General features: G+C 73.2%; 25 protein-coding genes and 1 pseudogene. 11 read left to right on the top strand and 15 right to left on the bottom strand.

Going from position 1 to position 25,504, the window contains the following annotated elements:
* Window positions 1-4: 4 nt before the first annotated feature.
* On the bottom strand, window positions 5-469 hold the full coding sequence (locus tag ACFCLZ_RS35550) for a MarR family winged helix-turn-helix transcriptional regulator (RefSeq protein ID WP_380282027.1): 465 nt from the start codon (window positions 467-469) through the stop codon (window positions 5-7).
* Window positions 470-558: 89 nt separating this feature from the next.
* Here ACFCLZ_RS35550 and ACFCLZ_RS35555 point away from each other — a divergent pair, with 89 nt between their 5' ends.
* On the top strand, window positions 559-1,404 hold the full coding sequence (locus ACFCLZ_RS35555; RefSeq protein WP_380282028.1) for an SDR family NAD(P)-dependent oxidoreductase: 846 nt from the start codon (window positions 559-561) through the stop codon (window positions 1,402-1,404).
* A 191-nt stretch (window positions 1,405-1,595) separates the two neighbouring features.
* Window positions 1,596-2,750 carry a C40 family peptidase gene (locus tag ACFCLZ_RS35560; protein WP_380282029.1) on the top strand — a complete coding sequence of 385 codons (1,155 nt, stop codon included), beginning with the start codon at window positions 1,596-1,598 and terminating at the stop codon, window positions 2,748-2,750.
* 58 nt (window positions 2,751-2,808) lie between these two features.
* On the opposite strand, the gene helR is transcribed toward ACFCLZ_RS35560, so the two are convergent.
* Window positions 2,809-4,992, bottom strand: a complete 2,184-nt coding sequence (helR, locus tag ACFCLZ_RS35565) for an RNA polymerase recycling motor ATPase HelR (RefSeq protein WP_380282030.1) — start codon at window positions 4,990-4,992, stop codon at window positions 2,809-2,811.
* Between the two features lie 334 nt (window positions 4,993-5,326).
* Here helR and ACFCLZ_RS35570 point away from each other — a divergent pair, with 334 nt between their 5' ends.
* The gene (locus tag ACFCLZ_RS35570) at window positions 5,327-6,544 is read left to right on the top strand and encodes an ROK family transcriptional regulator (RefSeq protein WP_380282031.1); all 1,218 of its coding nucleotides are present in this window, start codon (window positions 5,327-5,329) and stop codon (window positions 6,542-6,544) included.
* A 21-nt stretch (window positions 6,545-6,565) separates the two neighbouring features.
* Here the strand turns inward: ACFCLZ_RS35570 and ACFCLZ_RS35575 are convergent, their stop codons facing one another.
* From ACFCLZ_RS35575 to ACFCLZ_RS35585, 3 genes are all read right to left on the bottom strand, one after another.
* A complete protein-coding gene (locus ACFCLZ_RS35575) occupies window positions 6,566-7,033 on the bottom strand; it encodes a DUF6623 family protein (protein WP_380282032.1) in 468 nt (155 codons plus the stop codon).
* Window positions 7,034-7,207: 174 nt separating this feature from the next.
* Complete coding sequence (locus tag ACFCLZ_RS35580) at window positions 7,208-7,426, bottom strand: DUF397 domain-containing protein (protein ID WP_380282033.1); 219 nt, start codon at window positions 7,424-7,426, stop codon at window positions 7,208-7,210.
* Window positions 7,423-8,268, bottom strand: a complete 846-nt coding sequence (locus tag ACFCLZ_RS35585; RefSeq protein WP_380282034.1) for a helix-turn-helix transcriptional regulator — start codon at window positions 8,266-8,268, stop codon at window positions 7,423-7,425. Before ACFCLZ_RS35585 ends, ACFCLZ_RS35580 begins: the two co-directional genes overlap by 4 nt.
* 303 nt (window positions 8,269-8,571) lie before the next feature.
* On the opposite strand from ACFCLZ_RS35585, the gene ACFCLZ_RS35590 reads away from it, so the two are divergent.
* On the top strand, window positions 8,572-9,006 hold the full coding sequence (locus ACFCLZ_RS35590; RefSeq protein ID WP_380282035.1) for an ATP-binding protein: 435 nt from the start codon (window positions 8,572-8,574) through the stop codon (window positions 9,004-9,006).
* Between the two features lie 15 nt (window positions 9,007-9,021).
* Here the strand turns inward: ACFCLZ_RS35590 and ACFCLZ_RS35595 are convergent, their stop codons facing one another.
* Window positions 9,022-9,855: a class I SAM-dependent methyltransferase gene (locus tag ACFCLZ_RS35595; RefSeq protein WP_380282036.1), complete on the bottom strand. Its 834-nt coding sequence runs from the start codon at window positions 9,853-9,855 to the stop codon at window positions 9,022-9,024.
* A gap of 192 nt (window positions 9,856-10,047) precedes the next feature.
* Window positions 10,048-10,590 (bottom strand): HEAT repeat domain-containing protein, encoded by a 543-nt coding sequence (locus tag ACFCLZ_RS35600; RefSeq protein ID WP_380282037.1) that lies wholly within the window; start codon window positions 10,588-10,590, stop codon window positions 10,048-10,050.
* 174 nt (window positions 10,591-10,764) lie between these two features.
* Between ACFCLZ_RS35600 and ACFCLZ_RS35605 the strand changes: the two genes are divergently transcribed.
* The 3 genes from ACFCLZ_RS35605 to ACFCLZ_RS35615 all read left to right on the top strand — a co-directional run bounded on the left by ACFCLZ_RS35605 (window position 10,765) and on the right by ACFCLZ_RS35615 (window position 12,872).
* On the top strand, window positions 10,765-11,514 hold the full coding sequence (locus ACFCLZ_RS35605) for a class I SAM-dependent methyltransferase (protein ID WP_380282038.1): 750 nt from the start codon (window positions 10,765-10,767) through the stop codon (window positions 11,512-11,514).
* Complete coding sequence (locus tag ACFCLZ_RS35610) at window positions 11,511-12,104, top strand: DedA family protein (protein WP_380282039.1); 594 nt, start codon at window positions 11,511-11,513, stop codon at window positions 12,102-12,104. Before ACFCLZ_RS35605 ends, ACFCLZ_RS35610 begins: the two co-directional genes overlap by 4 nt.
* 174 nt (window positions 12,105-12,278) lie before the next feature.
* Complete coding sequence (locus ACFCLZ_RS35615) at window positions 12,279-12,872, top strand: hypothetical protein (protein WP_380282040.1); 594 nt, start codon at window positions 12,279-12,281, stop codon at window positions 12,870-12,872.
* 32 nt (window positions 12,873-12,904) lie between these two features.
* Here ACFCLZ_RS35615 and ACFCLZ_RS35620 read toward each other — a convergent pair whose 3' ends face one another.
* Window positions 12,905-13,600: a transcriptional regulator gene (locus ACFCLZ_RS35620; RefSeq protein ID WP_380282041.1), complete on the bottom strand. Its 696-nt coding sequence runs from the start codon at window positions 13,598-13,600 to the stop codon at window positions 12,905-12,907.
* A 39-nt stretch (window positions 13,601-13,639) separates the two neighbouring features.
* Window positions 13,640-13,858 (bottom strand): annotated as a pseudogene (locus ACFCLZ_RS35625) (alpha/beta fold hydrolase); the annotation flags it as partial.
* Window positions 13,859-14,061: 203 nt separating this feature from the next.
* Between ACFCLZ_RS35625 and ACFCLZ_RS35630 the strand changes: the two are divergent.
* Both ACFCLZ_RS35630 and ACFCLZ_RS35635 read left to right on the top strand, forming a co-directional pair.
* The gene (locus ACFCLZ_RS35630; RefSeq protein WP_380282042.1) at window positions 14,062-14,805 is read left to right on the top strand and encodes a class I SAM-dependent methyltransferase; all 744 of its coding nucleotides are present in this window, start codon (window positions 14,062-14,064) and stop codon (window positions 14,803-14,805) included.
* 200 nt (window positions 14,806-15,005) lie between these two features.
* A complete protein-coding gene (locus ACFCLZ_RS35635; RefSeq protein WP_380282043.1) occupies window positions 15,006-15,545 on the top strand; it encodes a hypothetical protein in 540 nt (179 codons plus the stop codon).
* Between the two features lie 90 nt (window positions 15,546-15,635).
* Here the strand turns inward: ACFCLZ_RS35635 and ACFCLZ_RS35640 are convergent, their stop codons facing one another.
* The 4 genes from ACFCLZ_RS35640 to ACFCLZ_RS35655 form a co-directional block, all read right to left on the bottom strand.
* Window positions 15,636-16,748, bottom strand: coding sequence for a helix-turn-helix transcriptional regulator (locus ACFCLZ_RS35640; protein ID WP_380282044.1), 1,113 nt, complete (start codon window positions 16,746-16,748; stop codon window positions 15,636-15,638).
* Between the two features lie 180 nt (window positions 16,749-16,928).
* On the bottom strand, window positions 16,929-18,299 hold the full coding sequence (locus ACFCLZ_RS35645; RefSeq protein ID WP_380286383.1) for an MFS transporter: 1,371 nt from the start codon (window positions 18,297-18,299) through the stop codon (window positions 16,929-16,931).
* 148 nt (window positions 18,300-18,447) lie between these two features.
* Entirely contained in the window at window positions 18,448-19,617 is a 1,170-nt protein-coding gene (locus ACFCLZ_RS35650; RefSeq protein WP_380282045.1) for an acyl-CoA dehydrogenase family protein, read from the bottom strand.
* A 48-nt stretch (window positions 19,618-19,665) separates the two neighbouring features.
* The gene (locus tag ACFCLZ_RS35655) at window positions 19,666-21,222 is read right to left on the bottom strand and encodes a long-chain fatty acid--CoA ligase (RefSeq protein WP_380282046.1); all 1,557 of its coding nucleotides are present in this window, start codon (window positions 21,220-21,222) and stop codon (window positions 19,666-19,668) included.
* A gap of 111 nt (window positions 21,223-21,333) precedes the next feature.
* Here ACFCLZ_RS35655 and ACFCLZ_RS35660 point away from each other — a divergent pair, with 111 nt between their 5' ends.
* The gene (locus ACFCLZ_RS35660) at window positions 21,334-21,966 is read left to right on the top strand and encodes a TetR/AcrR family transcriptional regulator (RefSeq protein ID WP_380282047.1); all 633 of its coding nucleotides are present in this window, start codon (window positions 21,334-21,336) and stop codon (window positions 21,964-21,966) included.
* A 125-nt stretch (window positions 21,967-22,091) separates the two neighbouring features.
* Entirely contained in the window at window positions 22,092-23,279 is a 1,188-nt protein-coding gene (locus ACFCLZ_RS35665) for a serine hydrolase domain-containing protein (RefSeq protein ID WP_380282048.1), read from the top strand.
* A 230-nt stretch (window positions 23,280-23,509) separates the two neighbouring features.
* On the opposite strand, the gene ACFCLZ_RS35670 is transcribed toward ACFCLZ_RS35665, so the two are convergent.
* Window positions 23,510-24,175 (bottom strand): response regulator, encoded by a 666-nt coding sequence (locus ACFCLZ_RS35670; protein ID WP_380282049.1) that lies wholly within the window; start codon window positions 24,173-24,175, stop codon window positions 23,510-23,512.
* Window positions 24,172-25,407, bottom strand: coding sequence for a sensor histidine kinase (locus ACFCLZ_RS35675; protein WP_380282050.1), 1,236 nt, complete (start codon window positions 25,405-25,407; stop codon window positions 24,172-24,174). Before ACFCLZ_RS35675 ends, ACFCLZ_RS35670 begins: the two co-directional genes overlap by 4 nt.
* Window positions 25,408-25,504 lie beyond the last annotated feature (97 nt).

The following is a 25,504-nucleotide window of genomic DNA, read 5'->3' on the forward strand; positions in this document are numbered from 1 at the left end:
GCGCTCAGGCCTCGGAGGGGCGCTTGAGCTTGGCCCAGACGGCCTCCAGCGCGGCGATGTCCGCGTCGTCGAGGCGGTCGTCGAAGACCTCGGCGAGCGCCGCGCGGCGGGTCGCGTCGGCGGCCGCGAACAGCTGCCGGCCCTCCGGCGTCAGCGCGATCCGCACCGAGCGGGCGTCGGTGGGGGAGGGGGCGCGCTCGACCAGGCCGCGTGACTGGAGGGAGTCTGCGACCCGGGAGACCTGGCTGCGGCTGAGCAGCGTCTTGGCGCCCAGGTCGGAGGCGGCCACCGGCCGGTCCTGGGCGTGCAGCCAGAGCATCACCTCGAACCAGGAGAGCGGCAGGTCATGGGCCCGGGTGAGGGCCTGGTCGACCCGGGTGCTCAGGGTGGTGCCGGCCCAGACCAGGCCGTAGAAGGCGTGGTCGCGGGCGGTGAGGTCTCCCAGGGTGAGGTCGGTGCGCTGCGCCATGCCGATCAGCCTACCTTTGTGCGTGTGCGCGCACGCATCTTGCTATGGTGTGTGCGCACGCACACAAAAAACGGCTTGAAGGAGCCCTCATGGCCAGCGACCGGATCGTCCTCATCACCGGCACCTCCAGCGGCATCGGCCTGGCCGCCGCGGTGGCCGCCGCCCGCGCCGGGTTCCGTGTCGTCGCCACCATGCGCGACACCGGGCGCTCCGGCGCGCTGCTCAAGGCCGCCGAGGCGGCCGGCGTCGCCGGCCGGGTCGAAGTCGCCCGGCTCGACGTCACCGACGCCCCCTCCGTCGCCGACTGCCTGGCGGGCCTGCTCGACCGGCACGGCCGGCTCGACGCCGTGGTCAACAACGCGGGCGCCGGACGGGTCGGCACCGTCGAGCAGGACGGGCTCGGCCCCGTGCGCGAGGCGATGGAGGTCAACTACTTCGGGGTGGTCGAGGTGACCCGCGCCGCCCTGCCGCACCTGCGGGCCACCGGCGGCCGGGTGGTCACCGTGACCAGCGTCGGCGGTGTGGTCGGCCAGCCCTTCAACGAGGCCTACTGCGCCGCCAAGTTCGCCGTCGAGGGGTTCATGGAGTCGCTCGCCCCGGTCGCCGCCACCGTCGGCGTCGCCGTCTCGGTCGTCGAACCCGGCGCCGTGGCCAGCGAGTTCGTCGCCAGCCAGGGCATCGACCTGCCCGCCCTGCTGGCCGCCGCCGGCCCGTACGCCCCCGCCCTGGACGCCTACGCGGCCCGCACCCGGGCCGCCTTCGGCCAGGCGCAGACCCCGGAGCAGGCCGCCGAGGCCGTGATCACCGCGCTCAGCGCCGACCGGCCGCCGTTCCGGCTCCAGACCTCCGACCGGGCCCGCGCCTTCGTCGCCACCAAGCTCGCCGACCTCGACGGCTCGGCCGTCCAGCACCTCACGGCCGGCTGGGTGGCCTGAGCCCGCGCCGGTCGGGTCGCGGCCAACGGCTCGGGTGGGAGGTGTGAAGCAGGTGTCGTCATGTTCACCTAATGATCATTGACCTGCCGTCGGCGCCGCTGGAACGATGCGGGGCTATGACTACGCGCGTAAACCTCCTGTCCCCTCGGCTGACCGCCCCGTTACGGTGGGCAGCCCTGCTGTCTTTGCTGGTGTCGGTCGGGGTGTTCTTCGCCGGCGCCGGAGCGGCCCAGGCGGCGCCCGCCTGCGGTGCGCTCTCCACCGGAGCCGCGCCGCAGGCCACCGCCGCCGTCCGCGCCGCCTGCGGGCTGATCGGCACCCCGTACTCGTGGGGCGGCGGCCACGGCAGCAAGCCCGGCCCGACCTACGGGCTCTGCGACCCCGCCAACGGCGCGCCCGACGACTGCAACGTCCGCGGCCTGGACTGCTCCGGCATGGTCCGCTACGCCTACGACCTCGCGGTCGGCGAGGACGTCATCAACGGCACCACCCGCACCCAGTGGCCGACCTCCAGAGCCGTCGCCCGCTACTACCGGGCGGACGGGACCGGGCCGCTGCTCCCCGGCGACCTGGTGTACTTCGGCAACACCGCCTCCACCATCCACCACGTCGCGATGTACCTCGGGCAGGGCTGGATCGTCGAGGCCCCCTACTCCGGCGGCTACGTCCAGGTGGCGGCGCTCTCCTCGCACGGCGACTACTACGGCGCCATCCGGCTCTACGGGTCCGGCGGCTCCTCCACCACGCCGCCGACCACGCCGCCGCCCGCCACCGGCAAGTACTGGGTGGACACCTTCGCCAACGCGCCGGTGTTCGGTTCCCCGACGTCGACGGCCACCACGGGGACGCTGTACCAGGGGACGAGCTACGTGTACTGCAAGGCGTGGGGCCGTGAGGTGTCGAGCGGCGGCAGCGTCAACCACTGGTGGCTGAAGACCGACCCGGACGTCGGCTCCAGCGGCCAGTGGGTGTCGGCCTTCTACCTCTCGCGGTGGGGCAACGACACCGCCAAGGACAACAACGGCGCGACCGTTCCCGACTGCCCGGGCGGCGGTGGCGGCGCGCCCGCCACTGGCAAGTACTGGGTGGACACCTTCGCGAACGCGCCGGTGTTCGGTTCCCCGACGTCGACGGCCGGCACGGGGACGCTGTACCAGGGGACGAGCTACGTGTACTGCAAGGCGTGGGGCCGTGAGGTGTCCAGTGGCGGCAGCGTCAACCACTGGTGGTTGAAGACCGATCCGGACGTCGGCTCCAGCGGCCAGTGGGTGTCGGCCTTCTACCTCTCGCGGTGGGGCAACGACACCGCCAAGGACAACAACGGCACGACCGTTCCCGACTGCTAGGACGTGCTCCGACGGTGCTGGTCGCAGCCCCCGCGGACGGGCTGCGACCAGCACACGGTCACCGGTCGGGGCCGGTGAGGACGACGAGCTGCCGGGTCGCCCGGGTCATCGCGACATAGCGGTCGACCGCGCCCGCGACGCCCTCGCCGAAGGACGCCGGATCGACGAGCACGACCAGGTCGAACTCCAGCCCCTTGGCCAGCTGCGGCGTGAGCGAGCGGATCCGGTCCGTCCCGCGGAGCCTCTCCGCGAACCTCGCGGTGGACGCCGCGTCGCCGATCACGCACGCCGTGCCCTCGGCGTGCGCCGCCAGCCAGCCGCCGAGCACATCGTCCAGCTCCGCGACGCTCCCGTGGACGACCGGCACCCCGCTGCGGCGCACCGAGACGGGCACGTTGGCGTCCGGCAGGGCGGCGCGGACGACCGGCTCGGCCTCCGCCATGACCTCCTCGGGGGTGCGGTAGTTGACGCTCAGCGAGGCGACCTCGGTGCGGTCCAGGCCGATCCGCGCCAGGCGCTCCTGCCAGGACTCCGCGAAGCCCGCCCGGGCCTGGGCGCGGTCCCCGACGATGGTGAAGCTCCGCGACGGGCAGCGCAGCAGCAGCATCTGCCACTCGGCGTCGGTCAGCTCCTGGGCCTCGTCCACCACGATGTGGGCGAACGGGCCGGCCAGCCGGTCCGGGGCGGCGGCGGGCAGCGAGCTCCCGTCGACCAGGGTGTCCCTCAGATCCTGGCCGCGCAGCATGGCGACCGCCCCCTCGCCGTCGTCGTCGGCCGCCAGGATGTCCGTGATGACCTCGGCCATCCGGTCCCGCTCGGCGGCGAGCGCGGCCTCCTGGCGGCGCCTGCGCCGGGCCGCCTCCGGATCGCCGAGCCGCCGGCGCGCCGCGTCCAGGACCGGCAGGTCGGACACCGTCCAGGCCTGCGCCTCGGCGCGCTGCAGCCGGCGCACCTCCTCGGGGGCGAGCCACGGGGCGCACAGCCGCAGGTAGGCGGGCACCGTCCACAGGTCGCCGACCACGTCGGCGGCCTCCAGCAGTGGCCAGGCGCGGTGCAGGGCGGCGACCAACTCCTCGTCCCGCCGCAGCGAGCGCAGGAACGTCTCGACCGGGATCTCGTCGCCGCCGTCCAGCTTGGCCAGCAGCAGCTCGGCCAGCTCCGCCCAGATCTGCTCGCGCGCCTCGTTGTGCGGGGTGCCCGGATCGGGCGCCGCGAAGGCCTCGGCCCAGTCCTCGGCGCTGAGCCAGAGGTCCGCCCAGTCCGTCGAGACGGCCATCCCCTCGGTGGGCGGCTCCTCGTAGATCCGCACCGCCTGCTCCACCGCCCGCACCAGGTCCGCCGAGGATTTCAGCCGCGCCACCTCCGGATCGCGCTCGACCGCCGCGCCCGCGCCCTCGGCGACCAGGTCCCGTACGGTGCAAGTCCGCACGCCCTCCTCGCCCAGGCTGGGCAGCACGTCGCCGACGTAGTCCAGGTAGGGCTGGTGCGGGCCGACGAACAGCAGGCCGCCGCGCCGGTGGCCGAGCCGGGGGTCGGAGTAGAGCAGGTAGGCCGCGCGGTGCAGCGCGACCACCGTCTTCCCGGTGCCCGGGCCGCCGTCGACGACCAGCGCGCCGCGCGAGCCGGCCCGCACGATGGCGTCCTGGTCCGCCTGGATGGTGGCCAGCACGTCCCGCATCCGGGCCGAACGGCTGCCGCCCAGGGTGGCGATGAACGCCGACTGGTCGTCCAGCGCGGCATGTCCCTCCAGCCCCTCGGCGGCGAACACCTCGTCCCAGAAGTCGGTGATCCGCCCGCCCGTCCAGCGGTAGCGGCGGCGGCTGGCCAGGCCCGTCGGGTCGGCGTGGGTGGCGGCGAAGAACGGCGCGGCGGCGGGCGAGCGCCAGTCCAGCAGCAGCCGGCGGCCCTCGCTGTCGGTGAGACCGAGGCGGCCGATGTACACCGGCGCGCCGCCGTCCGCCGGGACGATCCGGCCCAGGCACAGGTCCAGGCCGAAGCGGCGCAGCGCGCGCAGGCGGCCGGTCAGGCGGTGGACCTCCAGGTCCCGGTCCATCGCGGCCCGGCCGGCGCCGCCGGGGGCCCGCCGGGCGGCGTCGAGCCGGTCGCAGACCTCGGTGACCGCCTGCTCCAGGCTCGCCGCGACGGCCGCGAAGTGCCGCTCGTCCTGGGCGACCAGCGCCGGGTCGGCCTTGGCGCAGAGGCGGTCGGGGAGGTCGAACACGCTGGTGGCGAGGGGGGTCATGGCGGCGGCTCCGATCCGCGATTCCGACAGAGGGGAAGGCACTCGTGAAACTCCCAAGGGGTCCGGTTCCGGCTTCGGTCGACGATTGTGCGCCAGGACCGGGGCCTTGCGGCAAGGCCCCCCGTGCGCTATACGTTGAGAGTGGCAAGAGGAGCGTGACGTCTACCGCCCCCGCCGCCCCCACTCCCTTCCCCCCTCCGGGTTCGTCCGCGCGCGCGAAATCCCGCCGATGAGCGGCGTGACAACCGGTCATACTGGCTGGTGCCCAGGCCCGGGCGCCGACCTGCGCGCCCCGGGACCGCGCCCGAGACCGCGCCCGACACCGGAGGACCCGATGAGCCGCGACCTGCCGACCACCGTTCCGCCGGGCCCCGCGCCGGCGCAGCCGTGGAACCGGCAGCGGCTGCGCAGCAACAACGAGTGGCTGCTGCTCGAACGGCTGCGCCTCGGCGGCCCGTCCTCGCGCGCCCAGCTCGCCCGGGACACCGGCCTGTCCAAGCCCACCGTCTCCACCGCCCTGGCCGCCCTCGAACACGCGGGGCTGGCCCGCGAGGCGGGGCGGTTCATCCCCGAGCGCGGACGTACGGCCGTCCTGTACGAGCCCGACCCGCTCGCCGGGCACGTCCTCGGCGTCGACATCGGCCGGGCCCGGCTGCGGGTCGCCGTCGCCGACCTGGCCGGGCACATCGTGGCCCGCCGGGACGTCCCCAACAAGGGGCGGACGGCGAACGCGGTGGCCGACGCGGTCGTGGCCGCGGCCCGCGAGGCCACCACCGAGGCCGGCCTGGCGGCGGCGGACATCGTGCACGCGGTGATCGGCACGCCCGGCGTCTGGGACGAGCAACGGCGCGGCGTGCGGTACGCCACCAGCCTGCCGGGTTGGGGCAGACCCGGGCTGTTCGACCGGATAGCGGACGGACTGGCGACCGCGATCACCGTCGGCAACGACGCCAATCTCGCCGCGCTCGGCGAGTACACGCTCGGCGCGGGCCGGGGGAGCGGCAGCCGGATGTTCGCCTACGTGCTCGTCGGCACCGGCCTCGGCGTCGGCGTGGTCAAGGACGGCGAACCGCTGGTCGGCGCGCACGGCGCGCTGGGCGAGGTGGGCCTGGTGCCGCTCCCGCCGCACACCGACGGGACGCCGGGCGGCACCGTCGAGCAGGCCGCGGCGGCCGACGCAGTCGTCCGCACGGCCCTCGACCTCGGCTTGGCCGGTCCGCTGACGGCCAAGGACGTCTTCGACGCGGCCCGCACCGGCGACCCGCTGGCCGCCACCGCCGTGCACCGCGCGGCCGGCCAACTCGCCTACGCCGTCGCGGTGCTGTCGGCGGTGCTCGACCCGGACCTGATCGTCCTCGGCGGCGGCATCGGCGCGAGCGCCGACCTGCTGCTCGACCCCCTCGGGCAGGCCCTGGACCGCCTCAGCCCGATGCGGCCCACCCTCGCCCCGAGCCGCCTCGGCGAGGAGGCCGTCCTGCTGGGCGCGGTCGCCACGGCCCTCGACCGCGCGCGCCCGGAGGTCTTCGAGCGTCGCTCGGCGCTGGTTTACTGAGCGGCCGGGATTGACTGCTGGTCAGGTCGTGAAATCACCGCCCGCCGTTCCGAGGATCAGACGCGAGGGGCCGATCGGGCTGTCGAACCCGATCGCCGCGACGACGAAGAAGGAGATTCCGATCCCGAAGGCCACCGAGTGGGGCTGGTCGAGGGTGAACGTGTTCTGACCGTCCAGCCCGGTGCGGTGTTCGCCCTCGAAGGCGAGGTTCTCGAACTGCTGGAGAGGTCCTCCGGAGCCGTCCCAGACGTGGAGCCGGGTGACCCGGCCGAATCCGACGTCGGTCCTGAACAGGATGAAGACCCTGACCAGGTTCGTCCGGACGTCGTTGACGATCACCGGCGTCGGCACGGCGATGTGGAACCAGCTGGTCTTCCCGGGAGTGATGTCCACATCGGCACCCCACCCGAAGTGCCCGTTGCGGCTGAGGTTCTCGGGATTCTCCACCACCATGGCGTTCCCGTGGACCCAACTCGCTTGCAGCGCCACAATGCCCACCTCCTCGGCAGGTTATTTCTTTCTTGCAGTCTCACACTCCGGAGATACGGCTTCAAGAGTCGGGCCCTGCATACTTTCTGCTATCGCGGGCCTATTACCGATTCGTACGGTAACGGTGAATGAAAAGGCCCCGCACCGGCTCGGTGCGGGGCCGCGGAGTGTGGGTCAGCGGTGGGCGGCGAAGTCGCCGGCACGGATGCCGGCCATGAAGGCGAGCCACGCATCGCCGGAGAAGGCGAGTGCGGGGCCGTGGGGATCCTTGCTGTCACGGACCATGGTGGCGTCGTTCAGTTCCCCGCACTCGACACAATTGTCGTTCGGGTCGCTGGCGCGCGCCTTCTTCCACTGCACAGGGAGGGCGGATGCGACGGGGAAATGGGTCACTTGAGCTTGTCTCTCTTCTCTGCGATGAGGCTGAGCGATTGGTCGAGGTCAAGCGCGGTCGCCATGATCTCGTCGAAGGCGGTCCGGTAAATGTCCACGTGGCCAGGGTCCTCGACCCAGTTGCCGCCGAACAGGCCGCTCAGGAGAACGAGGTCGAGGTCGCGCTGCCGAAACTCAAGTAGCGAGTACGGGCCGGTCATCCCGGGGTGCGGGGGTGCCATGGCCGACATGACCTGGACGGTGACGTTCGGGAGCCTGCTGAACTGAACCAGCTTGTCGAGCTGATCGGCCATCACGCCCGCCGGAGCGCCCATGGTCAGGGCGGACTCGTGGATCACCGCCCAGAGTTTGAGCGGATTCTCGGCTCTCGTCAGGACGGACTGCCGATTGATCCTTACGTCGACCCGCTCTTCGACGCTGGGGCTCTCGATGACACCACTTGAGATGATGGCGTGGGCATACTGACGGGTCTGCAACAGTCCAGGGATGTAAGCGGACTCGTAGGATTTGACGCCCGCTGCCGTCTCTTCGAGGCGGATCAGATCCGTGTAGAGCGGGTTCAGTTGCTCGAAGCCTGCCACCCAGCCAGGTCGACGCTTGTCCCGAAGGATCTCGACAAGAACTTCCTTGAGATCGGGATCGCACTCGTAGAAGTCGAGGAGTGCACGGACGACGTCGGGCTTCAGCTGGACCCGGGCGTTCTCGTATCTGCTCAGCTTCACCAGGTTGACGCCGTCGACCTGATCGGCGACTTCCTCCGCCGACAGGTTCCTCAGCTCGCGAAGCCTCCGCAGTTCTGCCGCGATGCGCCGGTAGCGCACGGCCGGCACGGCAATTGCCATGTCTGTAGCCCCTCCTGAGTGGTGCGTAGACCAGTGTGCACGGTCGCGGCGGTGCTTCGCCACCGCCAACTCGACTCCAGAGAAGGCACCTTGCACTAAAGAGTGAAAGTTTTCAGATGTGCCCGAAATGACTTGCGGTGAGGCCCTCGCCTGCCTCATGCTCACCGTGACGAGTGTATGACTCATTGTGACCGACTCGTCCGATGTCCTGCCTTGCTTGCGCTTCACGGCTGACCGACGGACGCCTTCGGGCCCCGTCTCGGTCGCCACGGTTGGAACTCCTGTGCGGAAGGTGGCTCCTCCATGTCCGGATTTCCCGAAAATGCCCGAAGCGTCAGCTGCTGGCTGCCGCGCAGTCGGAGGTCGCCGGCGGAGGCGCGCCGATGCCTCGAACGGCTGCTCGGTGGCGTCGTCGGCGGCGAACGCTTCATCGACGCCGGCCTGTTGCTCGTCAGCGAGCTGGTGACCAACGCGGTGGTGCACGGGTCCCCGTATGACAATCGTGTGCTGCTGGAGCTCTCCGCCGATCCGGTCCGGTTGCGCATCGAGGTGCACGACGCGCGCGGTGACCGTGCGCCGCTCCTCCGGGGCGCCGATCGGGACGACGAGTCCGGGCGCGGCCTGCTCCTCGTCAAGTCACTGTCGGAGAAGTGGGGTTGCTGTCCTCGGGACGGCATCGGGAAGATCGTCTGGTGCGAGATCGGCCCGGCCTTCGACCCTTCGGAGGGCGTGGCGTGAGGGTGGACCGGCTGGTCACCGCTGCCAGATGAAGGCCTCGGTGCTCGGTTGGCGCTCCGCGAACAGGCCGGTGGGTGAGGTGTCGTGCAGCAGCCGGCGGAGGTCGGCCTCGAAGGCCGGGAGATGCGGGCCGAACAGGTGGGGCGCGGAGGAGGACAGCGAGAGGACTCCGGCGACGACCTGGTCGGTCGTCCGGGTGAGGGCCTGGCCGCCGGGGACGACGAGGCGTCGGGGGTCGCCGAAGCCTGCGGCGGTGAGGACCGCCGCCTCGCCGGCCGGGGTGCCGTGGGGGAGGAAGCCCTGGCCGGCGCGGCGTACCGGGCCGAGGTGGCTGCGCACCAGCTCGGCGATGGCGGCGTGCGGGACCGGCGGGTGGGGGAGCCCTTCGGTGGGGCGCGACTCGGACTTGAGGTCGGAGAGGTGGACGAGTGCTCCGCCGGGGCGCAGCAGCGTGTGCACGCGGGCCGCCACGCGTGCGCGGTCCATCCAGTGGAAGGACTGGCCGAACGTGGCGACGGTGAACTCGCCGAGGCCGTCGGGCAGTTGTTCGGCGCGTGCCTGGATCCAGTGCGAATTCCCCTTCAACTCCAGCTCGACAGCGGTTCGTTCGGCCTCGGCGATCATCCCGCCGTCCGGGTCGACGCCGACCACCTCCGCGAAGTGGCCGGCGAGGTCCAGGGCGAGCGTGCCGGGCCCGCAGCCGACGTCGAGGAGGCGGCCCCGGCCGTCCAGCCGCAGGGCCTCGGCGAGTGCGGCCACCAGGCCCGGGGCGTACGGCAGTCGGCCCTGCCGGTAGTACGTGGCGGTGCCCGCGAACAGGGTGTCGTCCCACTGCCAATCGGCGGTCATGGGTGGCCACCACCTTTCGTCATCGGTGTCAGGATCATGGTGCCGGACGCGTCGAGGGCGCGACCGTGACCGTGTGTCGGTGTATGGACGTTCCAAGCGCCATCGGGACGGCGCCGAACCGCGCTTGGTGCACACCGAGGACAAGCGCGGCCCGTCGGATCCGGCGAGCCTCCTGCCGGAAGGGCTGTCCCGCTACCTGGGTGCGCGTGGGACGGTCCGTTCGTAGATGGTGCCGCCTGGGACGAACCAGCCTGCCTTCTTCCGGACGGCCGGGCTCGGGTCCTGTGCACAGGACGTCTGCAAGGCGGCGACGGCTCGGGCATGGGTGTGGGCGAACTTGCCGACGAGCTCGGCGGCCATGGCCCGGACCCGGGGGTCGGGGTCGGTGGCCAGGTGCTGCAGCGCGGGTTCGAGGACCTGGTCCGCGCCGGGTGCGCACGTGTCGCCCTTGCACCGGTCGCAGGCCAGAGCGTGGAACGCGGCGGTCCTGACCTGGGCATCGGGGTCGTCGGCCATGGCGATGAGTCGGCCCATCGAGTCGGTGTCGACCAGGTGGTCCAGGAGTCGGCAGCAGCCCTCTCGTACGGCTGCGGCTTCGTGGGACAGTCCGGCGCGGATGGCGCCGAGCGCGTCCTCCTTGCGCCGCAGCAGCTCGCGGTAGGCCGCTACGGCGCGTTGCGGGTCGCCCAGGCACGAGACGAGGGCTTCGTTGTCGGTCCTGATGAATCCGAGCACGGCCTCAGTGTCGAACCACGTGGGACGGCCGGGCAAAGGGATTTCGCTTCGCCGCCGCCTCGGCGGTGCTGTCGTTGACGCCGCGACGATGGGCGTTCCCCCCTACTTTCGTCGGGGGAACGCGTCGCACAACGGCCGTACCGGGGCGATCCGCCGGTTCCTACCGTCGAATCCATGAACCACACCGACCGGACCGACCGGGCCGACCGGCAGGCCGCGGACCGAGGCCCCTTCACGACACTCAGCCGTACGGACGGTTGGGCGTTCCTGCGGGAGGCCGTGCGCGATCTGCGGACCACCGGCGCCGTCGCCCCCAGCGGCAAGGCCCTGGCCCGTACCGTGACCGACCCGATCCGCGTCCGGGCCCCGCGCCCGCTGTCCGTCCTGGAGGCCGGCGCCGGCACCGGTGCGGTCACCCGTGCCGTGCTGCCCCAGCTGCCGCACGGCAGCCGCCTCGACCTCGTCGAGGCCAACCCCCGCTTCGCCGCCCGGCTCCACGACCTCGTCGACGCCCGTCCGGCCACGGCCGCCCGGCACGCCCTGGTCACCGTGCGCCAGGCCTGCCTGGAGGACCTGGACACCGACCGGCGCTACGACGTCATCATCTCCGGCCTGCCGCTGACCAACTTCACCCCCGACCGGGTCGAACGGATCATGGCCCGCTACCTGGAGCTGCTCCACCCCGGCGGCACCCTCTCCTACTTCGCCTACCTCGGTACCCGCCGGGCCCGCGCCCTGTTCGCCTCCCGTGCCGAAGCCCGCCGGCACGCCGCCGTCGACGAGATCACGACCGCCTACCGGCGCCGCTACGCCACCGGCCGCTGGACGATCCTCGCCAATGTGCCTCCGGCGCACGTCTGGGAACTGCGGCGCCCCGAGGCCACCGGTGAGCAGGCCGGTGAGCAGACCGGTGCCCGGCGGTGAACTTCCTGACCGACACCCTCGGCCGCCTGCCACCGATCGCCGTGTACACGGTGCTGGCCCTGGCCGTCTGCGCCGAGTCGGTCCTGCTGCTGGGCGCGTTCACCCCCACCCTCGCCCTGCTGCTGACCTCCGGCGCCCTGGCCCGCGCGGGCACCATCAGCCTGCCCGTCGTGATCGCGGCCGCCGCCACGGCGGCGTTCGCGGGCGACTACCTCGCCCACCGCACCGGCGGCATCCTGGGCGAACGCCTGCGCGCGGGCCGCCTCGGCCGCCGCATCCCCGCCACCGCCTGGCAGCATGCCGAGAGCCTCATGACCCGCCACGGCGGCCGGGCGGTCTTCCTCGGCCGCTTCCTGCCGATGGTCCGCACCCTCACCCCCCACCTCGCCGGCGCCACCGGCCTTCCCTACCGGAGCATCGCCTCCTACAGTGCCTGCGCCGCCGGGCTGTGGGCCGCCGCCGAAGCCGGCACCGGATACGCCGCGGCGACCTCCCTCCAGCGGCTCGTCACCGTCGGCGGCCCCGTCCTCGCCGCTGTCGCCGCCTCGGTGGTCGCGGTCGTGGTCCTGTGGCTGAGGAAGCGGCGCTGAGGGGGCCAGAGCTGTCGGCCTTCCCGGTGGCATGTGATCACAAAAGTCCGTTGATCGACGTTCCGTGATCATCAGATCTCGATCTGCTTACAAGTGTTTGAAGTATGGACGGATCGTATGGCAGGCCTGGTTGAATCACGAACCTCTTCCAATCGGAACGGAGTGTTCACGTCCATGCCTTCACGGATGCGCGGCGGTCGTCGCGGCCTGGCCGCCGTCGCCGGACTCGTCTTCACCGTCGGCCTCGCGCTGACCGGCTGTGACCCCACCACGGGCGACACCGCCACCGCCGCGGTCTCCTCGCCCGCCGTCACGACCGAGGCCACCACCCCGGCCGCGCCCGCACCGGCGCCGCCGGCGCCGGTGGCCACCACGCCGCCCGCCGAGCCCGTCCAGACGCCGCCGCCGGCGCCCCCGGCACCGGAGCCGACCGCCGCCGCGCCCGCGCCGACCGCCCCGGCGGCGGCCTCGCCGAAGACGCAGCCGACCAAGGCCGCCACCACCCCTAAGCCGCAGCCGACGCCCACCAAGGCCGAGCCGCAGCCCAAGGTGACCACCGCCCAGCCGCCGACCGACCCCGACCCGGCACCCGCCGAGACCAAGGCCGCGGCGGCCACCGGTGACTGCGAGATCAAGTCGAACGCCGGCAACTGCTACAAGGCCGGCCAGTTCTGCCGCGACGACGACCTCGGCAAGAGCACCCACGAGGCCGGCGGCCGGGTGATCACCTGCCGGATGGTCAGCGGCAAGCCGCACTGGCAGGCGTGAGCCCGGCTCCCGTTCCCGCGCCCGGACGCGGCTCAGGGCAACTCGGCGAGCGTGCTCCAGAACAGCCGCTCGTACGCCTGTAGCAGCCGGCCGTACTCGCGGGCGGCGTCGAGCTCCGGACCGGCGGTCAGCCCCGCCGGTCCGAGGGCCTCGGCCGCCGCCCGCTCCAGCGCGGTCGCGGGCCGCGCGAAGAAGTCGAAGAACGCGCACGCCTCCTCGCCGAACCCGTGGAACCGCCGCAGCGCCCCGGCCAGCGTCGCGCAGTACCCGCCCCAGGCCGCGAAGTTGGCCACCAGCGCCGCCGCGACGGCGGCCGGCCGCCCGTTCAGCGCCAGCCAGGCCAGGTACGCCGGATAGGCCTGGCACCCCGGCAGCGGCGCACCGGCGGGGGCCGGCCCGGTGTAGGTCGGTCCGGCGGGGGCCGGACCGCAGGCGGCCGCCAGCGCGGGCAGCGTGCGCAGCGCGGCGCTCTCGCCCTCGGCCAGCCCGGCGAACCACGCGCCCAGCGGCCCGTCGGCGCACCGGGTGGCGAGCAGCAGCAGACTGCGCCGGTCGGAGGCGATGACCCGCTCCTGCTGCGCCGCCAGCTCGGCGAGCACCGCGAGCCGCCCCCGCCCCGCCGCGAACCCGGTCACGACGGCGGGATCCGCCTCGTCCGCCGGGGTCAACTCGGCGCGCAGGTCACGGAGCCGCCGCTCGGCCGCGAACTCCGGTTGGTCGATCGGCATGGCCGCCCTCCGTTAGACCGTGAACGTCGAGTCCTTGACGATCGGCTCGGCCGGGTCGTCCGCGTAGGTGTCGAGGTCGTTGCCATGCCACGGCTGCGAGGAGCGGCCGTGCCCGCGCCGGTCGTGGGCGACGGCCCGGAAGCCGTGGTCGGCCACCAACGCGGCCTGCGGATCCCCGGCGCCACCGTTCGGCGGCCGGCCGCTGCCCCGGTCCTTGTGGAAGATCGACGGGCCGTCCTCGGTGGTCACGAAAGCCATCTGCGGAGGATCCTCTCGCTGCACGGGTCCGGCCGCGGCGGGCGCGGGAATCCGGCCGCCGAGTCGGCTGCGTCCTCACGCTAACCGCGCGGGCGGAGGCGGGCACTTCGTGGCATCCGCCTTCGGCCGTACGTCGCGCAGCGCCCCGGGGCGGAGCGGATAATGCGTGGCGGCCCGGACGACGGTCCGTCTACGATCCGGTCATGCTCCACGCCGAGTTCCGTGATCCCTTGCTGGTGGCCGTGTACGACGCCGAGTTTCCCTGGTCGTACCGGGACGACTTCTTCCTCTCGATCGTCGAGGAACCGGCCGGGGCCGCGCGATTGCGTGTCCTTGACCTGGGTTGCGGCACGGGCCGCCTCGCCCTCGGCATCGCGGCCGCCGGGCACACGGTGACGGGAGTGGACCCCGCCGCGGCGTCGCTCGACGCCGCCCGCGCCAAACCCGGCGCCGAGAAGGTGACCTGGACGGAGGGCACGTCGCGCGACCTTCCCGCCGAGGCCTTCGACGTGGCCGTCATGAGCAGCCATGTCGCACAGTTCTTCGTGACGGACGAAGCGTGGGCGGAGGTGCTCGCCGACCTGCGGCGAAGCCTCGTACCGGGCGGCCGGATCGTCTTCGACGCCCGCGACCCACGGCCCCGGGAATGGGAGGAGTGGACCCCGGCCGAGTCGCTGCGCCACGTCACCCTGCCGGACGGCCGCGAGGTCGCGCTGTGGAACGACGTGACCGAGGACCGGCCCGGCGTGGTGAGCTTCTCCCAGTACTACCGCTTCGCCGACGGCGGGGAACTGCTGAGCACGGGCACGCTCGCCTTCCGCGGCGAGCACGACCTCCGGGCCTCGCTGCGGGACGCGGGCTTCACCGTCGAGCGGATCTACGGTGGATGGCACCGCGAACCCGTCGGCTCCGGCGACGGAGAGTTCCTGGTGGTCGCGCACACCTGAGTTCCACGGTCCTTCCTCGAACCGGCCCGCCGCGTGGTCGCCCACCGACGTGTCCGAGCCTCGTGTCAGCCCCTCCGCGCTCCGGAGGCTTCCCACCAGACTTCTGGGATGTTCGCCGCCGCGGCGCGCGACCAGTGTGGGGTGCACCGGCCCGGGGCTCTCCCGGGCCCGGTGTCCACAACACGAGGAAGGATCAACTCATGTTCCTCAGGAAGCACTTCGGTTCTCTGGCGCGCGCCTCGGCCGTCTCGGCCCTGCTGGTGGGGGCTGTCGTCGCACCGTCCGTCTCCGCGGTCGCGGCGCCCGCGTCCGCCGACGGGCAGACCTCCGTCGCCGGGCTCCAGCGCAAGGCCGTCATCAGTGGGACGTTCACGATCCGCGACGACGAGGGGTGGTCGGCGGGCACGTACTGCCGCGGTGACATCGAGGCCGTGAACTGGACGGAGACCTCGACGGGCCCCTACGAGTGGTGGCGCACGTACTGCGGCGGCGAGATCCGCGTCGAGCTGCACGCCTTCGCGACCGTGATCGACGCTGCGGGCACCCTGGAGTTCGGTCTCGACGCCCTGTTCTTCGAGGGCACCAACGACCGGACCACCGACCTGGACGACGAGGTCACCGGCCTGCGCTTCCAGGTCCCGGCCGGCCAGTCGCTGCCCTACACCGTGTACCTGAAGAACGGGGAGAACGGTGGCAAGGACTGGGCCACCCTCAACCTGAACTTCACGAACACCGTCTGATCCCGGTTCCGGTGCGGGCGCCCGCCTTCGGGGACGCCCGCACCGGTGGCCGCCCTGCCCGTGCGACGGGCGCCGACGGCCCGGGGCGGGTCACCGAGGTCCGTCGGTGAGGGAGAGCTCCGGGAGGTAGTGCCGGAAGAAGATCTGACCCGCGAGCTCCTTGCGCGAGCGCACCCCGGTCTTGTCGAAGACCGCTTTGAGGTGGTCCTGCACGGTGTAGGGGGACAACGCGAGGTGGTGGGCGATCTCGGCGGTCGGGCTGCCCCGCAGTACGTGGGCGAGGATGTCGCACTCGCGCGGGGTCAGTCCGTAGGCCTGGATCAAGGAGGAGATCCGGTCCGACGGCATGGCCGGGCCGATGTTCAGGGCCACCCGGGTGCCGTCGGCGGTGTCGAGCCGCCAGCCCTCGATGGCGGCCAGGCCGCCGCCGCGGGTCGGCACGCACACCCGGCTGCCCCCGGTTTCGCTCCGCAGGGTGGCGGCGGCCACGCCGTAGGCCGAGGCCGGCAGGCCCGTCCCGTGCGCGCCGGCCTCGGTGAGCTCGCCGTACCGGGCTTCGGCGCCCGGGCTCTGGGACACGACCGAGTACTCCTCCGACAGCAGGGTCAGTGTGTTCGGCCCGGTGGCGGCCGGGTTGACGGTGGGCCCGCCGGCCGGGGCCGCGAGCGAGCGTCGCAGTGCGCGCCCCAGGGGATCGGTCAGGGCGCCGCCGAGATCCAGCTCGGCCTGGGAGAAGGGCGGACGGTCCGCGGCGCGGACCAGGACCAGCGCGCCCCACACCCGGCCCGCGTCCCGCAGCAGGACCCGCATCTCGTCCGCCAGCCCCAGCGGGCGGTAGATGTCCCGGTAGCGCACGCTGCGGTCGAGGCGCCCGTCCAGTGCGGACATCAGACTGCCCACGGGAGTGCTCATCCGTGACAGGTGCGGCATCTGGTTGGCGTCGCCCACCCGGTACTCGATGTCCAGCATCCGGGGCATCCACTCGGCGCTGACGCCGTGCCGGAAGCTGCCGCCGATGTTGAGCAGGGTGACCGGATCCAGCAGCACGCCGGCCCACAGGTCGAACGGCAGGGCCCGGGCCAGTGCGGGGACGGCATCCTCGAAAACCGCCACCGAGTCGGCGGCCCGGCGGGCGGCGTACACCGCCCGCCGCAGGGCTGCCGGCAGGCTCCGGCGCGCTACCGAGGGGGAAGTGCGGTCCATGCGATCCTCTCTCCGCCGTGGCCGCCGATGGTGCACCCGGCCGCTGGACATCGGATAAACGGCCAGCTGGCATACCGGGGACCTGCCGCCGGCGGGGAATCCGGGCGCCGGTCCGTTCGAGGACCCACCGCACGGCTCCGAGGCCCGAGTCGCGCGGCCCACCCCGGCGGGCCGCGGCCGTCAGGGGCGTCCGGGGCGTCCGGGTGTGCTCGGGCCCGGTGCCTGTTCCGGTCCCAGGCCCAGGCGTCGGGCGTCGTGCTCGGGGCGGATGGTGACGAGCGCGATCGCTCCCGCCACCGTCATCACGAGAGCGGCGATGAGGAAGGCGGTGCGGTAGCCCGTGCCGGGATCGCCCGCGGTGTCGAGGAGGCGGCCGGTGAGGAAGGGGGCGAGGAGCCCGGGAAGGGTCCCGGTGGCGGCGACGATGCCGAAGAGGGCGCCTCGCTGGGCGGTCGGGACGACCTCGGCGGCGGTCATGTAGTGCAGGGGGATGGCGACGGCGACGGTGCCGAAGGCGAGCGCGATCAGGAGCAGGCGGGGTACGGCGGCGTCGGCGAAGGGGAAGGCGGCCATCGCACAGCCGGCCACGCAGACCGCCGTTCCCTGGGCGGCTCCGGTTGACCAACGGCTGGAGACACGACGGGACTTGAGCGCGTCCATGAGCGGGGAGACGGTCAGCAGCAGGACGAGGCTGAAGGCGGAGACGGCGCTGATGGTGGTGGCGGCGGCGCTCGGGCTCATGCCGAGTTCGGTGCGCAGGTAGGAGGGGAGCCAGGCCTGGCTGAGGGAGAGCGCCCAGGCGGCGCCGAAGGCGCTGGAGATGCTGCCGAGCACGGTGCCGGTGGTGAGCAGCCGGCGGTAGGGCAGGTGGTGCGGGCCGGTTGCCGGTGTGCCGTCGGCGGCGGGGGCGGCCCGGGCGTGGTCGAAGGGGCCGTCGTGGCCGACGCGCCACCAGAGCAGGCCCCAGAGCGCGCTGACGACGGCGAGGGCGGCGAAGGCCGAGCGCCAGCCGTACCCGGTGATGAGCCAGGTGAGGACGGGTGCCGCGATGAGGGTGCCGAGGGCCGCGCCGCCGATCTGCAGGGCCGACGGGAGGCCGCGGCGGTGCGGGGGGAACCACTTGTACAGCGCGTGCATGGACATCGAGGCGGCGGGCCCCTCGGCGGCGCCGAGGAGGGCGCGCCCGGCGATCAGCGCGGGCACCGTGGCGGCGAGCAGGACGGGCAGCTGGGCGACGGCCCACAGCAGGGTCATGCCGAACAGGAGCGTCCGGCTGGACATCCGGGTGGAGAGGAAGCCGACGAGCAGGCCGGAGAGGCTGAAGAGCAGGGAGAAGGCGCTGGAGACCAGACCGTAGGTGCTGTTGTCGATGTCCAGCTCGTCCATGATCGGGACGGCGGCGAGGCCCAGGACGGACTTGTCGGCGAAGTTGATGACCATGAAGGCGACGATCATGGCGGTGATCAGCCAGGCACGGCGGCGGTCGTACGGGGGGTCGGTGGCCGGGGCGCCGGTGCGGTCGAGCGGGGGCGCGAGGGGGCGAGGTGCCATGGGGCGGGGTGCCATGGGTGACTCCTGCGGGTGGGGGTGGAGCAGGGGGTCGTGACGTCGGCGGGCGCGGTCGCACCGGTGGGGAGCGCGGGGGCGCGGGGAGTGCGGGGCGCGTGGTCGGCGGCCCCGCACTCCGTGAGGGCGTCGGTCAGACGAGCGCCTTGACGATGGCGTTCTTGTGGATCTCGGTGGTCCCGGTGACGATCCGGAACATCCGCAGGGTTCGGAAGATCTGCTCGACCTCGTGACCTCGGGTCAGGCCGGCCTTGCCGTGGATCTGGACGGCCTGGTCCGCCACGCGGAAGCACGCCTCGGAGGTGAACAGCTTGCACATGTTGGCCTCCACCGCGATGTTCGCACCGCTGTCGGCGCGGCCGGCGGTGGCCATGACCATGGAGCGGGCCGCGTAGATGTCGGTGGCCATCTCGGCGAGCTTGTGCTGGATGGCCTGGAGCGCCAGCAGCGGCCGGCCGAACGCGATCCGGTCCTTGGAGTGGGCCACGGAGAGGTCCCAGGCGCGCCGGGCGGCGCCGATCAGCGAGGGGCAGTGCAGCAGCCGGTTGAGGGTGACGCGGCCGATGCCGATGCGCAGGCCCTCGCCGATCGCGCCGAGCAGGTTGGCCGCCGGGACGCGGCAGTCCTCCAGGAGCAGGTCTCCCTCCATCTGCTGGCCGGACATCGGGACCTCGCCGTCGAGGACTCGGCAGCCGGGGGTGTCGAGGTCGACCAGGAAGGCGCTGTAGGCCTCGTCCGTGCCGGCCATCCGGGCGACGACGATCGCGAAGTCGGCGAAGGGCGCGGCGGAGCTGAAGACCTTGTGCCCGTTGAGGACGTAGCCGTCGCCGTCGGGGGTGGCGGTGGTGGTCATGCGCCGGACGTCGGAGCCGGCGTCCTGCTCGGTGAGGGAGAAGCAGCAGGCGCGTTCGCCGCGGATCACCGGCAGGAGGTAGCGCTCCAGCTGGTACTCGGTGGCGTACTTGACGATGGCGCCCACCCGCAGCGGCCCGCCCATGTCGCCGAGGACGGAATGCGAGAGGGCGGCCCCCGAGGCGGTCAGCTCCTCCTTCAGGGCGCACAGTTCGGTGAGGGTCAGGCCCTGTCCGCCGAGTTCCGGCGGCAGGCTGATGCCGTAGAAGCCGAGTTCGGTGCTGCGCTTCCAGACGCGTTCGAGGGTGGCGCGGTCGAGCTTGCTCTCGGGGGTGATGCCGTGCTCGCGTTCGTAGGGGATCAGCTCGTCCGCGAGGTAGCCGCGCAGCCGGACGACCAGGTCCTGGAGGCGGGGGTTGTCGTCGTAGGAGGGGGTGAGGGTGTAGGGCACGGGGCGGTTCCTGTTCCTGGTGGTGTTGCTGCTGCTGCGGCAGGCGGGTCAGTGGACGCGGCGCTCGGCGTTCGCCCAGTACGGCTCGCGGATCGCGCGGCGGTCGATCTTGCCGTTGGGGTTGTGGGGCAGGGCGGTGACGAAGTCGACGGAGCGGGGCTTCTTCATGCGGGCGAGGCGCTCGGAGCAGAACTCGGCGAGCTGCGCCTCGGTGAGCTCGGCCCCGTTCCGAAGGACGACCACGGCCTTGACGGCCTCGCCCCACTGCTCGTCGGGGACGCCGACGACGGCGGCCTCGTAGACGTCCGGGTGCTGGTGGAGGACGGATTCCACCTCGACGGCGTAGATGTTGAACCCACCGGAGATGATCATGTCCTTCCTGCGGTCGACGATGAAGACGTAACCGTCGGAGCGGCGGCGGGCGAGGTCTCCGGTGAGGAACCAGCCGTCGCGGAAGGACTCGGCGGTCAGCGCGGGCTCGTTGTGGTAGCCGGGGACGACGTCGGGGCCGCGGACGGTGATCTCGCCGATCGCGCCGTCGGGCACCCGGGCGCCGGTGTCGTCGACGATCCGGACGTCGGCCTCGGCGACCGGGCGCCCGCAGGACAGGAGCAGTTCCTCGTCCTCGCCGTCGATCGCCCGACGGTGGTCCTCGGTGGAGAGGAACAGGACGCCGGAGGTGGTCTCCCCGCACCCGTACCCCTGGGAGAGCACGGGCCCGAACAGGTCCCAGGCGGCGCGGATGCGGGCCGGGGACATGGGCGCGGCGCCGTAGACCAGCCGGCGCAGGCTGGAGAGGTCGTAGTCGCGGGCGTTCGGGAGCGCGAGCACCGTGTTGACCATGGTGGGTACGACGAAGGCGTGGGTGGCGCGCTCGCGCTGGACGGTGGCGAGGAACTCCTCGGCGTCCCAGCGCGGCAGCACGATCGCGCAGCCGCCGGCGAAGAACACGCCCATCAGGGGCATGCCGGAGGCGTGGGTCACGGGGCCGGCGAGGATCTGGCGCTCTCCCGGGCCGACCCGGGTGTCCGCGTTCATCACCGACTTGCGCATCAGGGCCAGCCGGTTGCCGTAGGTCTGGACCGCCGCCTTGAGCCGGCCCGTGGAGCCGGAGGTGAAGTGGAGGACGGCGGTGTCCCGCTCGTCGCACTCGACGTCGACCGCGTCGGGGGCGGTGTCGGCCAGCGTCCGCGCGTAGCCCGGGCCCAGCTCCCCGGGGCCGTCGTAGCAGAGCACCGTCTCCACGCTCGACCCGGGGACCGCCGCGCGGGCCGATTCCAGATGGCCGGCGTCGGTGAGCAGGACGCGGGCCCCGGACTCGCGGAGCAGGTGCGCCACCTCGCCGTCGCCCAGGCGGGCGTTGACGGGGGCGCGGGCCAGTCCGGCCTTGTACAGCGCCACCTCGGTGACGACCAGTTCGGCGCGGTTGGCCGAGAGCGTCGCGACGCGGTCGCCCTTGTCCAGCCCCATCCCGCGCAGCGCGGTCGCCAGACGGTCGCTCTGGTCGTCGAGTTCCGCGTAGGTCAGCCGGACCGAGCCGCAGACCACGGCCTCGGCGTCCGGGTGATGGCCGGCCGTCCGGCGTACGTACCGCCCGAGATTCATGGGCACCTCCACAGGGATTCCGAACTCTTTGTTCGGAAAGTAGTTTGGTGTCCGGCAACCTAAGGGCAGCGTTAGGGTCAGGTCAACGGTCCGGAGCAGAAGGAAGACAACGTGGACACGAAGCCCGCAGGAGACCGCCGCGTCCGCCGCACGCGCGCCGCGCTGCGCCGCGCCCTGGTCGAACTCACCCTGGAGAAGGGGTTCCAGGCGATCACGGTCGAGGACATCACCGAGCGGGCGGACGTCGGCCGCGCCACCTTCTACGCGCACTGCCGCGACAAGGAGGACCTGCTCGTCGGCATCGTCCGCGACCTCGCCGAGGACCGCGAGCGCCTCCTGCCGGCGGTGCGGCAGGCGCACGCCCAGGGGTTCACGGGGCTGCCGGTGAAGTACATCTTCGAGCACGCCGAGCAGGAGCGCCCGGTCTACCAGGTGATCCTGCGGGGGGAGGGCGACGGGCGGGCGCTGCGGGAGTTCACCGAGCTCATCCGCAGGCGCGCCGAGGCCGCGTTCCGCGACCGGGCCGCGCAGCTCGGGGCGACGCCGCGGATCCCGCTCGACCTCGTCGCGCGGGCGTGGACCGGCGAACTCGTCGGCCTGCTGTCCTGGTGGGTGGAGGGCGGTACCGGCTACAGCGCCGCCGAGATCACCGCCCACCTGCGCGACCTGTCCGTCTACGGGCGGGTGTGGGCCACCGGACTGGCCCCCTCGGACGCCCCGGGGGCCCTGGACCTGGTGCCGTAGGCCTCGTCCGCGCACCGGCGGGCCCGCCTCCGCCTCCGCGCCCCGGGGCGGCCCTGGTCGATTTACTGAACACGATGTACGGTAACGACCCTTGGAAGGCACGCCTGAGAGAGCGGAGCTGCCGTATGACTGCCATGCCGCCCCTGTCCGACCTGGCCTGGGCCCGCGGATTCACGGATCCGACCTGGGCCCGCCGCCACACGACCTCGGGGCGGGAGACCGTTCCGAGCCGCGCCGTCTGGCGGGGCCGCGGCGGCCCCCGGGACCTTCCCACCGCACCGCCCGGGGCCCTCGACGGCCTCGCCTTCACCGGACCGGGAGGCCGCACGCTCGGACTCGGGCAACTGCTCGCCGCCGCCGAGACCGACGCCCTGCTCGTCCTGCACCGGGGCAGGATCGTCCACGAGCAGTACCTGCACGGCTACGAACCCCACGTGCCCCACTTCAACGCCTCGGCCGCGAAGTCCTACCTCGGTCTGCTCGCGGCCGTCCTCATCCACCAGGGGCGGCTCGACCGCGGCACCGAGGTGGTGAAGTACGTCCCCGAACTCGCGGGCACCGCCTTCGGCGAGGCCACCGTCGACCACCTCCTGCACATGGGCACCCGGGTGAGCTACGCCGGCCGCCGCTACGACAAGGCACTGGAGGCCCAGCGCTACTTCGCCGTCCTGGCACCCCAGTTGCGGCCCTACGGCTACAGCGGGCCGGCCAGTATCCGCGAGCACCTCGCGACGGCCCGGGCGACCGGTGCGCCCGGCGCCGAGTTCCGCTACGAGAACGGCAACGTCGAGGCGCTCGCCGAAGTCCTGCGCCGCGTCACCGGCACCACCACCTCGGCGCACCTGTCCGACACGATCTGGACCCGGCTCGGCGCGGAGGAGGACGCCTACTACATCGTCGACGCCGAGGGAACCGAGGCGGCCTGCGGCGGGTTCAGCGCCACCGCGCGCGACGTGGCCAGGCTCGGCGAGATGATCCGCTGCGGCGGCGCCGTCGGCGACCGGCAGGTCATCCCCGAGGCCGTCGCCTCGACCATCGTCTCGGGCGTCCCGGACGGCTATCCCCGGCGCGTCCGCTTCCCCGCCGCGCCCGCCGACGCGCCGGCCACCCTCTCGTACCACGACCTGTGGTGGATCCCCAACGACCCGTACGGCTCGTTCATGGCGAGCGGCATCCACGGCCAGCGGCTCTTCATCTGCCCCGCGCTGGACCTGGTCGTCGTCCACTACGCCTCCCAGATCGTCTCCCCGGCCGTCCCCCAGGTCCCCCTCGTCCAGGCCTTCCTGGCGATCGGGAGCCACCTGAACAGCTAGCAGGAGCTTCGGGGCGGCTCCGGGCCGGGGGCACGAGGCGGTGGGCGGCGGTGGTGTGGCGGTGCCGGCCGGTCCCCGGAGCGGCCTTCGAGGTGGGTCCGGGCCCAGGACGGTCTTCGGCTCGCGCCGGCCGTGCTCGGGCCGCCGGCCGACGGGGAACGGGCGGCCGATGGCGGCCGGTCATGCGGCGGGCGTGATCCTCTCGGCCGGCGGGCCGAGGGATCCGGCCCTCACCGGGGGGCGCCGACCAGGCCGGATTCGTAGGCGAGGATCACCAGGTGGACGCGGTCGCGGGCGGCGAGCTTGGTGAGGAGGCGGGTCATGTAGGTCTTGACGGTGGCGGTGCTGAGGACGAGTTCGGTGGCGATCTCGGTGTTGGACAGGCCGCGGCCGACGAGGGTGAGGATCTCGCGTTCGCGGTCGGTGATGCCGGTGAGGCGGCGGTCGGCCGGGGGCGCGGCGGCGGGGCGGGCGGCGAACTCGGCGATCAGGCGGCGGGTGACGCTCGGGGCGATGAGGGCGTCGCCGGCGGCCACCACCCGGATCGCGGCGAGGATGTCGTCCAGGGCCATGTCCTTGACGAGGAATCCGGAGGCCCCGGCGCGCAGGGCGGCATGGACGTTCTCGTCCTCGTCGAAGGTGGTGAGCACGACGACCCGGGTCGCGTCCGGTCCGGCGGCCACCCGGCGGGTGGCCTCGATGCCGTCGAGGACGGGCATCCGCAGGTCCATCACCACCACGTCGGGCCGCAGTTCCGCGGCGAGCCGGACGGCCTCGGCGCCGGTGGCGGCCTCGCCGACCACCTCCAGATCGGGCGCCTCGGTGATCACCATCTCCAGGGCGGCGCGGACAAGCGGCTGGTCGTCGGCGAGCAGGACGCGGACGGGGGGAGTCATCGGGCCTCCTGCGCGATCGGCAGCCGGGCGGCGACGCGGAAGCCGCCGCCGGGGCGCGGCGCGGCGTCGAACTCTCCGTGCAGCAGGGCGACCCGCTCGCGCAGGCCCGCCAGGCCGTAGCCGGCGCCGGGGGCGGTGCCGTGGCCGCGGCCGCGGTCGGTGACCTCGATGGCGATTTCCGCCGGGTGCCGGTGGTCGACGGTGACCCGGCAGGACGGGGCGGCGGCGTGGCGGACCACGTTGGCGACCGACTCCTGGACGATCCGGAACGCCGCCAGGTCGATCTCCGGCGGCAGCGGCCGCCGTTCGCCGTGCCACCGGAGGTCGACCCGCACGCCGGCGGCGGTGGTGGCGGCCGTCAGCCCGTCGAGGTCGGCCAGGCCGGGCGGGCGCAGGAGGGCGGCCGCGGGCTCGGCGGAGTCGTCGGCCCGGCGCAGCGCGCCGAGCATCCGGCGCAGGCCGGCCAGTGTCTCCCGGCCGGCGGTCTCGATCTCGCCGAGGGCCTCGCGCGCCCGGTCCGGCCGGGTGTCGATGACCCGCCGGGCCGCGCCCGCCTGGAGGGCGACGATGCCGATGCTGTGCGCCACGGTGTCGTGCATCTCGCGGGCGATCCGCAGGCGTTCGGCGGTGACCGCCTCCGTCGCCGCCCGGGCGCTCAACGCCTCGGCGTGCTCCCGGGACTGGTGCACCGAGCGGCCCACCAGCCAGGCGATGACGGCGACCAGCACGCCGGCGTCGTTGGCGCCGATCCGGGTGCCGGTGAGCAGCAGGCCGCCGCCGAGGGCGGGGGAGAGGATCAGATGCAGGGTCAGTACGCCGAGCACCATGGTCAGCGCGGCGCGCGAGGTCCGGCGCGGTTCGGCGGCCGTGACCAGGCAGAGGGCGGTGGCGACCGCGAACAGTGCGGTCGGCGGCAGTTCGAGCTCCCAGCGCCAGGCCTTGCTCTGCGCCACGGTGGCGGCGAGCAGGAGGGCGACGGCCGTGCGTGGCCGGCGGCGCAGCAGGGCGGCGGCGAGGAACGCGACGGGGGTGGTGACCGCGGCGACCGCCCAGTCCTGGTGGACGGTCGGGGTGTGGTCGCCGCCCGGAGCGGTCCCGTGGGCGGGGCGGTCGCCGGGGACCAGGGACGGGTAGAGCAGCGAGACGCACCACGCGAGCGCCGTCCAGGCGGCGGGCGGGACCCGCCGGAGTCTGGGCGGGAGGAGTGGTGGGGACAGCGGTGTCGCGGACATGCGGTGATCGTAACGAGGCGGCGTGCGGCGCGGCATCGGACCACGGGTGTACGACCGGGGGTGACAGCGGGGGCCTCCAGGATGTCGGCCCAGGTCC

This window comes from Kitasatospora purpeofusca (genome assembly GCF_042691725.1).
GTDB classification, from domain to species: domain Bacteria; phylum Actinomycetota; class Actinomycetes; order Streptomycetales; family Streptomycetaceae; genus Kitasatospora; species Kitasatospora purpeofusca_B.